The sequence below is a fragment of the Streptomyces sp. ACA25 genome (genome assembly GCF_028200735.1).
GTDB lineage: Bacteria > Actinomycetota > Actinomycetes > Streptomycetales > Streptomycetaceae > Streptomyces.
Genome location: NZ_JAQKPV010000006.1, coordinates 225,095 through 238,515, shown reverse-complemented (window position 1 = coordinate 238,515; position 13,421 = coordinate 225,095). Strand labels below are relative to the sequence as shown.

Below are 13,421 nucleotides of genomic sequence, written 5' to 3'. Positions count from 1 at the left end.
CTCCAGGCGCACCTGCGGTCAGCACTGACATGATCGGCGCATGCTCATCACACCCCGTCGGGGCGCCGACCGGAAGAACATTCGCCGGGTCCTCAGCGGCGTCCACACCACAGCTAAGAACCTGCAACGGCCGTACGGCAGCGCCTTCGAGGGGCTGCTGACGTATCTGGAATGGGCCACGGAGTCCGCGCGAATGCTGCGCTCCCAGGTCAGCGACCCGGACCTCGCCCAGCTCGTTTTCACCGACCGCTACCGTGCCCTGCTGGGCAGCTGCGGCACACTCGCCGGCACCGCCCAGCAGCGCCTCGTGAATGGTCTGGTGCAACTAGAGGTGGCCGAACGCGTCGAGGCCTTCGAGGCGGCTGTGGCTGCGCTGGACACGCAGATCGGCCGGTGGAGCCAGCGGGAGGTTTTCGTCGTCGCCGACTCCAGCTTCTACATCCAAAATGCCGTGAAACTGGCCGATGTCGACCTGCACGAGATTCTCGACGTCCCGCGTTGGCAGTTCGTACGCCTGCTGTTCCCCATCGTGGTGGTCGACGAATTGGACGACCTCAAGGACGCCAGTAAGCAGCGGGCCCGCTGGCGTGCCGCTCACACGCTCGGTCTCCTCGACGGAGTTCTTGACGGCGGCACGCACGGGATGCTGCATGAGGGTGAGCACACTGCCCAAGACGGCGAGACCTGGGGCAGGGTAACCGTGGAGATCGTTCTCGATCCTCCCGGCCATGTGCGCCTGGACCGCCCCGACGTAGAGATCATCGACCGAGCGGTGGCCATCCAGGGCCTGGCAGGCCGCGACGTTCGGTTGCTGACGTGCGATACCAGTCAGCACACCCGCGGCAGGGCCGCCGGGCTACACGTGACCAAGGTGGCGACGAAGGACCCCGGGGATGAGCCGGACTGGTCTGCCGCGGACGGGTCTGGCACTGGCGTACGCGCACAGCGGCGCGCCCGACAGGCTGAAGCCGAGGCTTCGACGGCCAATTGAAAAACGAGGACCATGACAGTAACACCGCACTGCACGCCACCTTGGCAGTTTCGTTTGGATCAGTTGGTCGTTGTCCGGTTGTGCCGTTGACTGATGCGCAGTGGGCGCGGATTGAGCCGTTGCTCCCGGACCGGACACCGAAGAGGGGTGGCCCCGCCAGCGGCCAGCGTACTAGCTCTCCGATTGGCTTTCGATGCGGGTGACCTGATCAGGGCCGGGATGATCCACGCCGGGCACCATGGGGTTCTCGTAGTCGAAATCCACCCTGCCGAAGGAGTCGCTAGTGATGGGTGGGGGATCGTTGTCAGCGATGATCAGTTGCAGGCGTTCGCCGTATGCGTCAGCCAGGGTACTGAAGCGACTGTAGATCTCGGCTGCGCGTTGCCGGTCGGAAGTGTTGTTGCCGAAGGCCTTGCGGGGTGAATCGATCACGAGGAGCGACGGGACGAGGACGTCTGAGTGGTCGAGTCCGAAGGCGACGAGCGTGAGACTGTAGGCGAGGTTGACGGAGGTGGCGATGCCCCCGCCGGAGGCCTGCAGGCTCTCGAAGGGCCGTCCGTTGACGACCGGCAGGTAGAAGTCGCGGTCGATGACGGCAGTGTCAACCCAGGGCAGGTTCCAGCTGGTGAGCAGTCGGCTGAACTCGGCGCTGAGGTCGCCGAGCAGAGTTTGGCTGGCCTTGAGCTGCTCGGACTTCTCCTTGATGTCCTTATTGATCTGCCGACGATTGACCTTGAGTGAGCGGATGTCCGCATCGATGATGCGCACCCGCGCCCAGGGTTCGCGCAGTTGGGTGATGGCATCAATGCTGGCCTTGAGCGCGGCGACGCGGGAGCTGGCCTCAGCGATGGCATCAAAGCGCGGGGAGACCGCATCACGGGTCTGGGCGTCGAGTTCCCGGCGCAGGCTGGTTACGACGAAGCTGAATTGCTGCGACCGCTCCTGGGCGGTCTGCAAGTGCGCCTCGTCCGACTGCTGGATGCGCTGTGCGTCCTCAAGCTGCTGCTGCAGGGCCGTGCGTGTCTCCTCGATCGCAGCCGGGTCGATGTCGCCCTCGACGGGGTCGGGTTGGAGACAGACGAGGCAGTGGCCGTCTTCGACGGCCCGGGCCGCCAATGACTGCATGCACCGCGGACAAACGACGAACTCGAACGGAGAGAACTGGTCGATGGCGGTGGCCGACCGAGAGAGACGGGAGAGGTCGAGAGGTACCTGAGCGACGACGGCATGCCGCGCCTCCACGAGGTCGGCGGCCGCGGACACTTCTTGTTCGCTCTGCCGGGCAGCGCGGATGGCGTTCTGCAATTCGTCTCGCAGCGCCGTGTCAGCGGCGGTCTGTTCCTCAAGTTCAGTGCGGAGGCTGGCCAGGGCAGACTCGGCCCGCTCCAGGGTGTCGCGCAGCTGCTGGAGTTCGGCCCGCAGTTCGTCGTCGCTGCGAGGATCGGAGGCCGCCAGGAAGGAACTGACGTTGTCGTACTCGGCCGTTCTGGCCTTCAGCGTGTCCAAGAGCTGGCTCCTGGTGCGCTTGAGCTCCATGAGCGCGCTGTCGGTTAGCCCGAGCATCAGGCGGAAGAGCAATCATCCGGCCCGTCGGCACCTTCCGGCGAGTTCGACCACGATCCCGTACAACAAGGGATTTGGTCCGGCCGGAATCCTCTGCTATAGACCCTCCGGCCCATCTACGGCGTCGAGACCATCAGACCCGTTCAGCAATTGCGACGGGGCTCAGATCCCGGCGTCGAAGGCGTGGTGCACTCTGTCCCGTGTGCGCGGCAGGCGCGCCGTCGAGCGCCATGACGGAGCGGTGGACGGAGACATCGGATTGCCAGCTGGGCGCGGGCGTGCCAGGTCGCGGAGTTCATCGGTGGTGTCGGCGATTTGGTCCCACAGGTCGCTGAACTGGGCTGCAGCGCTGCCTTCCGCGTTCCCTAATCATTCCTGCCTCACGTATCCGGTCCAGGGACAGGGACAGGAGCTGGTCGGCGCGGTCGTCCTGGCCAAGGCGGTCACGGAAGTCCGTGAGCACACTGTGGTGGAAGCCGGGGTCGTCCAGGTCCATCACCAGGGCGTACTTGAAGTCGATCCGGCACCGCACCGCCTCGGCGCCCTGCCGGCCGGAGAGGTTGAGCAGGAACTGCAGCACGCACGCGGTGGACAGCTGAGCCGGGGAGAGGCCGGGACGGCCATCGCGCGGATACCAGGAGACGAAGTCCTCGTCACCCCAGAGCCCGTCGAGGTGGTTCCGTCCTACATAGCTGTGGTCCCACGAGGATGGCTGGCCCGTGCCATCCGAGCCGTGAACTCGGGCACCACCAGGCCGGACCGGGGACGAACGGACACTGGCCACCTCGGGAAGACAGGGTTGTACAGGATCAGCCGAAGCACCCCGAGCCGCTGGCACTCTTGTCCGCGGAACTTCAAGATCCCCGACAGAGTCGCTCAGTGGCGACAGGATGGACGCGGTCGATCCCAATCATCTGTTGATCGGTCAGTTAGGTTTTCTGATTCGGAGCTGGACATCGCCTGTCAGTGGTGGGAAGTAACGTGCGCGCATGGCAGGAACCTCTGCCGAATCACCCGACAGTGACATGAACGGAACGGCCACACCAGAATGACTCCGGACCTCTTCAGCGAGACCAGCCAACCGGCCACCGCCCCGAGCGCGCCCACTCTCGGGGCGCAGCGGAGCAGGTGGATGCAGCAGGCGTCATCCGTACCGAACCTCCTGTGCGGGAAGGACGAGATGTTCCCGCTCACCCTTGAGCTCGTTCGTCGGATCGCCGCTGGTGAGGCCACGGAACTCGACGCGCGGCCACAGCTGTCGAGTGTGGAGTCGTCGAGGTCCTGGCGGCAGTACTCGTACGCGCTGCGTCCGATGGGATTGGCCCAGAATCGAAAGGGAGTTCTTCAACTGACCCCCGAGGGCTCCGAACTGCTCGCGGACGAGTCGCGCTCACGTCTCGCCTCGTTGCTGGCCGAGCGGATCCGGCTGTTCGCCGAGGTGCTCGGGCTCCTCGTGCGCGAGCCGCTGACGATCGAACAGGTCAATGCCGAGTTGATCGAGTCGTACAACCTCGACTGGGCGAGCCTCAACAACACGCGCGGCCGCATGACCTGGCTCGAAGTCCTGGGGCTGACCGAATGGCTGGGCGAGCGGAAGCACAGCGCGACCGCTGAAGGACGGTCGATCTTCGCCACCTGGGACGTCGTGACGCCTTCGGCCCTGGCCATGCACGACTCCGACGAAGCGGCCGACATTCCCGAAGCCCCGGAGGAGATCACCGCACTCCTCGCGCACCTGGCCGCGACCGACGGGGCCCAGGAAGCCAGGAACACCTACAACATCTGGGTTCCGAGCCCGAAAGAGGACCCCAATAAGATTGAGAACCTGCGGACGTGCATCGCGGCCGCAGAGGACCAGATGGAGAAGGGCGCCCTGCTGGGCTTCATCGCGGACCGGTTCGGCCTGAAGCGCAGCAGCGTCGACACTATGCTGCCGTTCATGCGGGCCGCCGGGCTGCTTCTGGAGGTCCGCCGCGGGGTGTTCACGGCAACGCCGGCCGCCAAGGCGTGGCTGCAGTCGGGATCGGACATCGACTTCATCCGGATCCTTCACGCGAACATGAAGTTCGTCGGAGAGCTGATCCGTGCGGCGAAGGCCAATGTTCCGAGGAACGACGTATACCGGCAAGGCATCACGTACGGCTTGAACAAGGACAAGGTGCGGTGGCTCACGGCCTTCATGGTCGAATCGGGCTTGCTCATCGAGACGTCCTGGTCGTCGGTCCAGGCTACGGCGACCGGGCTGCGTCTCATCGAGACACTCCCCCTCGCCGAACCGCACCTGCCGGAGGCCGCCGTGGAGCTGGAGCTGTCGCCGGACCTGGCGCAAAGCACGTCGTGCGCGCCGGGCGAACCGGACAGGCTCTCGCTCATCGTGGAATCACTGACGCGCAGCTCCGTCGACCCGGGCGCCGATGGCATGGCGCCCGGTGCGGCGTTCGAGGCGCACATCGAGAGCGCGTTCAGGCACATGGGCTTCCGCGCCCAACGCATCAGTGGTTCCGGTGACACCGACATCCTCGTGCAGTGGTACGACGGCAACGGGTCGTTGCGGACCGCGATCGTGGACGGAAAGTCGACATCATCCGGTCGGGTCACGCACAACAACGTGAGCGACGTGGCAATCGACACGCACAAGGAGAAGCGTTCTGCGGAGTACGTCGCTATCATCGGCCCCGCCTTCGGCGGCGACACGATCAAGAACATGGCCAAGCGGAAGCAATGGGCGCTCATCACCGCCGACGAGTTGGGTCAGGTCGTCAGCTCCGCCGAGGCCCTCGGCTTGCGGCCGGCGGATGTCGGGATGTTGTTCGAGACGCCGGATGGGTTGTCCAGGCTCGCCGGGCTCATCGACACGCGGCAGCGCGAGCTCGACATCTTGTCCCTCGTAATCTCCCGACTCAAGACCGAGTCGGAGACGGAGGAGGCCGTTTCGGCACGCGATGTCTCGCTGATCGAGCGCGGGTCGCCGTTGGCGCCGAACATCGATGAACTGCTCGACACGTTCAGGCTGTTCGATCGCCTCGACCTGGACATCGTACGGAGCATTGAGGACGTGCAGGATCCGCGCTATGCGACCTACCGGATGGGTGACGCGCGATCGGCGGCGAAGCGCCTTCGCGCCATCGCGACTTCGATCGAGAGGGGTCTCTAGCCTCGCGCTTTCATGAAGCGTGCTGTCCGACAGGTGATCAGCTAAGCAGAAAGTGCCTCTGACCAGCGAGAATGAGGATTGCTGAGGTCCTTGTTCCCGCCCCTGTCGGAGGCACTTCCCAGGTGAAACAGCTTACCGGTTCCTACCCTCATGTCCGTGTCCGGGACGACGGCCGGGCCGTGGTCTCGCAGGCCGGTTCGGTCCTGCTGGTCGAAACCGTCCGCAAGACAGATCTCGACCGGGCCGTTTCTGCTGCCCTCGCCCCATGGTGCAAGCCCCGAGCCGTCCACGACCCGGGCAAGATATTGGTGGACCTCGCCCTGACGTCGCGCTCGGCGGGGACTGCCTGGCCGACATCGCGCTGCTGCGGGCCGAGCCGGCAGTGTTCGGTCCGGTGGCCTCCGATCCCACAGTCTCCCGACTGATCGACACCCTCGCCGCCGCCGACGGCAAGGCGCTGGCCGCGCTCCGCGCCGCACGCTCCGAGGCCCGCAGGAGGGTCTGGGAGCTGGCCGGGGAGCGGGCCCCGGATGCGGGCGGGCAGGTGGTCGTGGATCTGGACGGGGTGTTGGTGATCGCGCACTCGGACAAGCAGGACGCGGCCGCGACCTGGAAGAGAACCTACGGCCACCACCCGCTCATGGCCTTCGTCGACCACGGCCCGGGCGGAACCGGCGAACCGGTCGCCGCACTCCTGCGGCCGGGCAACGCGGGCAGCAACACCGCCGCCGACACCACATCACCACCACCGGCCTGGCTCTGGCTCAACTGCCCAAGGAGTACCGGCGGGGCCGCAAGACCCTGATCCGCTGCGACACCGCCGGAGGCACCCATGACTTCGTGAACTGGCTGACCAAAGCGGACGCTGGCTGTCCTACTCCGTCGGCATGACCATCACCGAGGCCATTCACCAGCATGTTCTCAAGATCCCGGAAGCGGCCTGGACACCTGCCATTGAACCCACCGGCGAGATACGTGAGGGAGCCTGGGTCGCCGAACTTACCGGCGATGTCCTGGAAGGATGGCCGAACGGCCTGCGGCTGATCGTCCGCAGGGAGCGGCCCCACCCAGGGGCCCAGCTGAGGATCACGGACGCGGACGGCATGCGGATCACGTGCTTTGCCACCAACACCCCCAAGACCCCGATCGCCGAGCTTGAGCTCAGACACCGGCTGCGGGCCCGCGCCGAGGACCGCGTTCGGGCCGCCCGCGCCACCGGCCTGCGCAATCTCCCCCTGCACCACACCGCGCAGAACCAGGTCTGGCTGGAGATCGTCCAGATCGCCCTCGACCTACTGGCCTGGATGCCCATGCTCGCCCTCACCGGCAAAGCCCGGCTCTGGGAACCCCGCCGCCTGCGATTCCGCCTCTTCTCCGCAGCCACCCAGCTCGTCACCACCGGCCGCCGCCGCATCCTCCGCCTCGCCCGCCACTGGCCCTGGAACGCCCAGATCACAGCCGCCTTCGAACGACTGGCACTCCTACCCAACCCCGGATAACCAGTAGCTCGCCCGCCCCGACGACCAGCACCACCCCGGCCGGAGCAGTAAAACCCGGCGCCCACCCGAGGCGACACACGGGCCCCCACCCTGCCCGGCCTCAGCCACGGACAGCGTGAGGGTCCACCGACTCCGTCGGTGGACCCTCACGCAATATAGAGGCTAAGGCCACCCAGATCTTCGAGAACGCTTTCGTCCATCGCCACTCTACGCCTTCCATGCGGCCGACACTATCCGCCACACCTTGAATGTTCGCCAACTCTTCGAACGCAATTCCACCACAGAAGCGGCACTGGCCGACAATCCTCTCTCAGCGCGAAACGAGCGGCAACTTTTTGCCGCCCCGTAACGTCGACCGACATAGACGTGCCACTGATTATTCCGAGCGGCAGTTTCTTGCCGATGCCCTCAAAGGGACCCACGTCATTCGGCGAGAAGCCGAGGAAGACGCCTTGGCAACGAGCACGAGATGCACTGTTCCACCCAGGAACCCTTGCCCGAACGGCAGAACTCGCATCGACACCAGTGCTCGTCAGCACCGCAGCCAACTGGCCTCACAGCGTGCCCATCCGAAGATCATCCGCCGCCCCACGCCGGCGGTCGCGACGGGGTTCGATGCCGGTCTGGGGGCCTGGCGTGGGCCAGGAGCCCATCAGCTACTCGTCGTTGGCTAGTTAAGCCCACGGCAGATCGAACGTCGTGGAATACCCGCCAGCCCCATGCCAAGCTACACAGCCAACCGGCAGGTGCACCGGGCGACTTTGACGCGTCTCGCATAGCACATTCTTCCGGCCTTACCAAATCGGGTGAAGCACGAGAGTGTGTCGCTACAGCCTTTCCACTCTGCGGAGGTCATGCGTGTCTGATGGTTCTTCTGCCCCCTACTCCAACGCCTTTCTGACCCTGGACAAGGCCGCCGAGTATCTCGGCATATCACCCAACACTCTCTACGTATGGCGGCATCGGAGGCAGGGGCCTCCGAGTTTCCGGATGGGGCGGCGGGTCATGTACCAGATCACAGCCCTCGATGACTGGGTGCGCGAGCAGGAGCAGGCGGACTCGCGGTCGAATCAGAAGATCAACCCGTTGAACCACCCGCTGGGGCGACGCCGTGCAGGTGCCGCAGGCAGGCGCCGGTGAGCAGGACAGGCCACACCAGGCGGCAAGGAGGTCGGGTATCGCTATGCCCGGATACATAGAGGACCGCTGGCTCAAGAAGCGCGCGGACAGGGCCACGGGGAAGCGGGAGCGGACGAAGCGGTGGGGGCAGGGTGCCCGCTATCGCGTGAAGGGGATTCCCGGGGTGCGGGACCGGTCCTTCGACACCAAAGAAGACGCGAAGGCGTGGCTCGCGACAGCGACAACGGATAGCAAGCGAGGGGGTTTGTCGATCCCCGCGACGGGGCGATCCTGCTGGAGGAGTACATCGAGGACTTCTGGTGGCCGAGCCGCTCCGATGAGCCTTCTACTCGAACCCCGATGCGCAGCCGAATCTGGAACCACATCATTCCGCTGGTCGGGGATGTGGCGCTCAAGGACATCGACGCCGCCGTTCTGCGAGCGTGGAAGGCGCAGCTGCTGACGCGTGTGGATGAGTCCACTGCTGAGGTGATCTGGATACACCTCTCGACGATTCTGGCCGCGGCAGTGGACGACGGGCGGCTGCTGAAGAATCCCTGCAAGTCGCATCGGACGGTGAAGCCTCCGAAGCGGGCCGAGTCCAAGGCGAAGGCGTGGGACCGTCCGACAACGGATGCCGTCAGGGCGAGCCTTCAGGAACGGTATCGGCTGGCAGTGGGCCTCGGCGTGGGTGCGGGGCTGCGGCAGGGTGAGGCGTTCGGGCTCGGGGAGGACGACATCGACGAGGACGCCAGCGTCATCCGAGTACGGCGCCAGCTGCGCTGGGATCACCGAGGGCGGCCGTACTTCTGCCTGCCGAAGGGCAAGAAGGCCCGAGAGGTTCCGCTGTCTCCCGCCCTGGTCCGGCGAGCGCGGGCGCGTATGGCGCGCTTTCCGACGGTGGCCTGCACGCTCCCGTGGCGTGACCCTGAACCTCCGACGACGGAGCTGGAGGCGCGCCAGTGCAAGCCAATCACCGTTCCGCTGGTGCTCAACACCTCGCACGGCAAGCGGATCAACTACGCCACCTTCAACGACCGCCGCTGGAAGCGGGTGCTGGCGGCAGCCGGTGTGATCACGGTGGTGGATGAGAGGGCGGAGGAGTTCGGGGGCGGGTACGTCGGTACCCGGTATACGAGGCGTCGCGCCAGGACATGTTCCACGTGCTGCGGCATACCTACGCGAGCGTCCAGCTGGAGGCCGGCGAGTCGATCGTGAGCCTGTCCGCGTGGCTCGGGCATGCCTCGCCGAAGATCACCCTGGATCACTATGCTCACTTCATGCCCAGGCGGGGAACCGCGGCCTCGCGGCGATGGATTCCTGGCTGGTCGTCCCCGAGCCGCGGAAAGTCCCCGAGAAGTCCCCAGGGTCCGTCTGGGACCTCGCAGTTCCAGTGTTTTCGCAGGTCAGCGGGGCTGGGGCAGAAGGAGCGGACATGAAGGTCAAGTACAAGGAGACCTCCCGCGGCGGCCTCAACGTCATCGAGTGCTGAACCGCAGGCCCCTGCCTCCTCGTCCGGTGCCTGCGGCGGGACCGCCTCCCCTGCCCCCGGCAGGCGGGGCAGGAAAGGCGGGGTGTCACACCGGGCGGTGTGTTCCGCCCCCTGGGGCCCCGGGCCGCCGCGGGCACCGGTCCGCGCGCCGGTGGTCTCAGAACGCCGGGGAGCCACCGATTCCGGGCTCCCCGTCGACGGGGCCGCTCATCGGATGGGTGTCGGCGAAGTACCGGGCAACGAGGCGCAGTATCTCGTTGGCGTCGCGCAGCTCCTCCAGCTCCTCCTGGAGAGCGGAATCGGTCACGCTCTCCTCCGCGGGCACGGCGGGGGGCGGGTCCGTGGGAGCCGGGTCCTGCTCGTACCGGTGCTCGGACTCGGATTCGGGTTGTCCGGCCATGGGCGGATCCTCCTCTTGGCTGGGCACGGGCGACAGCAGCCGTGCGGAAAGGGGACGGAGGGCCGCGCCAGGGGGACCGGAGTCGGGGGTGTCCCCGGCCCTTCACCTGGCGCGGCGGTCTTGAGGTGGTGCCGGCCGCGCCTACTCCTTGACGGCTCTGCGTGCCGACCCGGCGAGAAGCGCGGTGGCCAGCAGTGCCAGGGCACAGGCTGCGACGAACGCGGGGTGGGGGCCCGCGGGCTGCCCGTCGGTACGCACCGCGCCCATGAAGTCCAGGGCGGGGATGCCGTTGACGGCGATGTACCAGAGGGGCAGGTAAAGGGCCTGGAACAGCCGGTGACTGCGGCTGACCGTGCCGAGTGAGAGGGCGAAGGCGGGGATGAACAGCACCGCCGCGCACCAGGCGGCCACACCGGCCGTGTCGCCGTCGATCACCATGCGGACCAGCGGTCCGGCGCCCGTCACCGCGGTCAGTACCGAGCCGGCGGCCCACTGGGCCACCAGCCGGGGGCGCGGCCTCGGGTACGCACCGAGCAGACTCTCCAGGCCGTACTCGACCTGCTGCGTCCCCAGCCGGGACCAGACCAGCACGGGCCAGACCCAGCACATCGGCAGCACCACGCCGACGACGGTGTCCACCGGCAGGGTCAGCGCCGCGAGCGTCAGTGCCGCCACCACCGCCCACCACCACGGTGACAGGCCCTGTACCAGAATGCGCAGCTCCCCCGAGAGCAGCCGGAGCATCCCGCTGCCCGGCGTGCTGCCGGCGGCCACGTCGGTGCGGAGCCTGCTGACGGTCATCGTCGTGGCCGGACCGGCGGCGGGTACCGCGGCGGGCACTGCTCCGCCACCCCCGGCCGGGCCACCCTCGGTGTCGACCGGGGAGGTCACCGGGACACCGCCGCGGTGCCGGGCGCGGGAGGGGTCGAAGCGGCCGAACCACAGGGCCGGCAGCAGCGCCACCGCGATGGCCAGAGCCACCAGGAGGAGCCTGGTGAGCAGGAAGCCGCCGCCGGGGTGGAAGCCGTCCCAGGTGAAGGGGATGAGGGGGTCGTCGAGGTAGGTGAGGCCGAGACTGAAGTCGGTGGTGGAGGCGTCCGGGTGCTGGGCGGTGAGGGCAGCTCGCAGCGATTCGGCGAACCGGTGCACGCCCAGCCCGTCCAGTGGCGCGGAAGCCGACTGGCCACCGATCGCCACGATCAGGGCCACCACGAACCACACGACGTTGCCGACGCCGCCGCGCAGCACCGGGGTGGCCGCGAACAGCACGGCCGCGGCGGCCGTCATGGCCAGCAGGGGCAGCGCGAACACGGCGTAGGGCATCAGGAGCGCGTAGGGGTCGACGGCGCGGTTCTCGCCCCGGGCCAGTTGCATGACCAGGGCGGTGCCCGCGAGCACACCGGCCATGGAGGCCAGCACCAGCAGGTTGCTGAGGAACTTGCCGGCCAGGTAGTGGGTGGTGCGCAGCGGCGTGGCCGCCAGCAACTGCCCCACTCCGGTCGTCTCGTCGCGGGCAATGGTGTCGCGGACGACGTAGAACCCGCCGACAGTCAGCCACAGCGCCCCGGCCAGGGCCGTCACCATACCGACGTAGGCGCTGTCGTACTCGCCTCGGTAGGCACCGATCTGGACGATCGTCCAGTGCGCGCTGTCCGGGACGGCGAGGTAGCCCAGGCCGACGGTGGCCAGCAGGGTGACCAGGTAGACCGGCCGCCGTGCCCGGTCTCGGAAGTCGCCGACCGCCATGCGCCCGATCGCGTGTGCGGTCACCGCGGCACCGCCTGCCGGTGGCCGGAGTGGCTCTCGCCGGACCGGTGGATGACGGACAGGTAGGCGTCCTCGAGGTCCGGGGCGGCCGGTACCGCGTCAGAAGTGGGCCGCTGCTGGTGCAGGACCCGCATGCGGACCCCGTCGGCCGTGCGGACGACTCGGCTGACGACGCATCGGGCCTGGACGGCGGTCACGTCGGCCGGGTCGGCGAGCAGCTCCCAGACCTGTCCTTCCATGCCGCTCAGCAGCTCCGTCGGAGAGGCCCGCCGGAGCAGCCGGCCCTGGGCGACGACCGCGATGTCGGAGGCGGTCGACTCCACGTCGGAGACGATGTGGGTGGAGAGCAGCACCGCGCGGTCGGCCGCGAGGTCGCTGAGAAGGTTGCGGAACCGCACACGCTCCTCGGGGTCGAGACCAGCGGTGGGCTCGTCCACGATGATCACCTGGGGGTCGGTGAGCAGCGCCTGGGCGATGCCGACCCTGCGGAGCATGCCGCCGGAGTACTTGCCGATGGGGCGCTTGACGGCCTCGGTGAGGTTGACCAGCTCGAGCAGCTCGTCGATCCGGGCCTTCGCCGCGCGGCCGGGCAGTCCCTTGGCGGCCGCGAGGTAGGACAGGAACTCCCGGGACGTCAGGTTGGGGTAGACCCCGAAGTCCTGCGGGAGGTAGCCGAGCCTGCGGCGCAGCACCTCCGGTTCAGCCAGTACGTCGGTGTCGTCGAACCGCAGCCGGCCGCTGGTCGGGCGGGTGACCGTCGCGGCGATCCGCATCAGCGACGACTTGCCGGCTCCGTTGGGGCCCAGGAGCCCCAGCAGACCTGCCTTCATCGGCAGTGTCACTCCGTCGACGGCGCGCTTCCCGCCCTTGTAGATCTTGGTTACATCGATGAGTTCGAGCATGCTTCCTCTTCCGTGGCCTGCGCCCCGACCGGTCCGTCTAGCCGTCGCCCTTGAGGTCCGTCTCCCGGCCGTCCCTCAGGACCTTCACGTGCTGCGGCACCTCGACACGGAACTTGGCGTCGCAGTTGGCCAGCCCGGAGCATTCGGCGGTCAGGTGCAGTGTGCCGTCATCGCTGAGCGTCCAGGTGGCGTTGGCCCCTGACGCGCCGGCACCGGTGGAGAACCAGCGGGTGACCTCCACGTCCGAGCGGTCGGAGGTGGCGAGGTCGGTGGGTACGTCGTTGGCCTTGACGTTGAGGGTGTCGCCGCTGAACTCGAAGGTCTTCGTCTCGGGGTCCGCGTTGCTGGCCTTGGCACAGCCGCTGATGACCACCAGCGTGGCGGTGACGACCGCGACCGTCCACGTCACGCCAAAGCGCCTGTTCATAGCTCCTCCGGAGGCAGGTGACCGGTGTGTTCCGGTGCAGGGTTCCAGCTTCCGTGCCGGCGGGGTGCGGCACATCTGCCGTTCGGCAGATATCGGAGCACTTCCTG

At 67.5% G+C, this 13,421-nt stretch carries 11 protein-coding genes and 1 pseudogene; 6 read left to right on the top strand and 6 right to left on the bottom strand.

Annotated elements, in window-relative coordinates:
* The first annotated feature begins 40 nt into the window (after positions 1-40).
* Positions 41-991 (top strand): PIN domain-containing protein, encoded by a 951-nt coding sequence (locus PJ985_RS12305; RefSeq protein WP_271683720.1) that lies wholly within the window; start codon positions 41-43, stop codon positions 989-991.
* 171 nt (positions 992-1,162) lie between these two features.
* Here the strand turns inward: PJ985_RS12305 and PJ985_RS12300 are convergent, their stop codons facing one another.
* The gene (locus PJ985_RS12300; protein ID WP_271683719.1) at positions 1,163-2,497 is read right to left on the bottom strand and encodes a hypothetical protein; all 1,335 of its coding nucleotides are present in this window, start codon (positions 2,495-2,497) and stop codon (positions 1,163-1,165) included.
* Between the two features lie 352 nt (positions 2,498-2,849).
* Positions 2,850-3,134, bottom strand: coding sequence for a transposase (locus PJ985_RS12295; protein WP_271683718.1), 285 nt, complete (start codon positions 3,132-3,134; stop codon positions 2,850-2,852).
* Between the two features lie 552 nt (positions 3,135-3,686).
* Between PJ985_RS12295 and PJ985_RS12290 the strand changes: the two genes are divergently transcribed.
* The 5 genes and pseudogenes from PJ985_RS12290 to PJ985_RS12270 all read left to right on the top strand — a co-directional run bounded on the left by PJ985_RS12290 (position 3,687) and on the right by PJ985_RS12270 (position 9,818).
* Positions 3,687-5,708 carry a restriction endonuclease gene (locus PJ985_RS12290; RefSeq protein WP_271683717.1) on the top strand — a complete coding sequence of 674 codons (2,022 nt, stop codon included), beginning with the start codon at positions 3,687-3,689 and terminating at the stop codon, positions 5,706-5,708.
* A gap of 122 nt (positions 5,709-5,830) precedes the next feature.
* A pseudogene (locus PJ985_RS12285) lies at positions 5,831-7,207 on the top strand (IS1380 family transposase).
* 858 nt (positions 7,208-8,065) lie between these two features.
* Positions 8,066-8,347, top strand: a complete 282-nt coding sequence (locus PJ985_RS12280; protein ID WP_271683716.1) for a helix-turn-helix domain-containing protein — start codon at positions 8,066-8,068, stop codon at positions 8,345-8,347.
* 339 nt (positions 8,348-8,686) lie between these two features.
* Positions 8,687-9,544: a tyrosine-type recombinase/integrase gene (locus PJ985_RS12275; RefSeq protein WP_271683715.1), complete on the top strand. Its 858-nt coding sequence runs from the start codon at positions 8,687-8,689 to the stop codon at positions 9,542-9,544.
* 94 nt (positions 9,545-9,638) lie between these two features.
* Entirely contained in the window at positions 9,639-9,818 is a 180-nt protein-coding gene (locus PJ985_RS12270; RefSeq protein ID WP_271683714.1) for a hypothetical protein, read from the top strand.
* Positions 9,819-9,975: 157 nt separating this feature from the next.
* Here PJ985_RS12270 and PJ985_RS12265 read toward each other — a convergent pair whose 3' ends face one another.
* The 4 genes from PJ985_RS12265 to PJ985_RS12250 all read right to left on the bottom strand — a co-directional run bounded on the left by PJ985_RS12265 (position 9,976) and on the right by PJ985_RS12250 (position 13,314).
* The gene (locus PJ985_RS12265) at positions 9,976-10,218 is read right to left on the bottom strand and encodes a hypothetical protein (RefSeq protein WP_271683713.1); all 243 of its coding nucleotides are present in this window, start codon (positions 10,216-10,218) and stop codon (positions 9,976-9,978) included.
* Positions 10,219-10,359: 141 nt separating this feature from the next.
* A complete protein-coding gene (locus PJ985_RS12260; protein ID WP_271683779.1) occupies positions 10,360-11,964 on the bottom strand; it encodes an ABC transporter permease in 1,605 nt (534 codons plus the stop codon).
* A 20-nt stretch (positions 11,965-11,984) separates the two neighbouring features.
* Complete coding sequence (locus PJ985_RS12255) at positions 11,985-12,887, bottom strand: ABC transporter ATP-binding protein (RefSeq protein ID WP_271683712.1); 903 nt, start codon at positions 12,885-12,887, stop codon at positions 11,985-11,987.
* Between the two features lie 37 nt (positions 12,888-12,924).
* Positions 12,925-13,314: a hypothetical protein gene (locus tag PJ985_RS12250; protein ID WP_271683711.1), complete on the bottom strand. Its 390-nt coding sequence runs from the start codon at positions 13,312-13,314 to the stop codon at positions 12,925-12,927.
* Between the last annotated feature and the right edge of the window lie 107 nt (positions 13,315-13,421).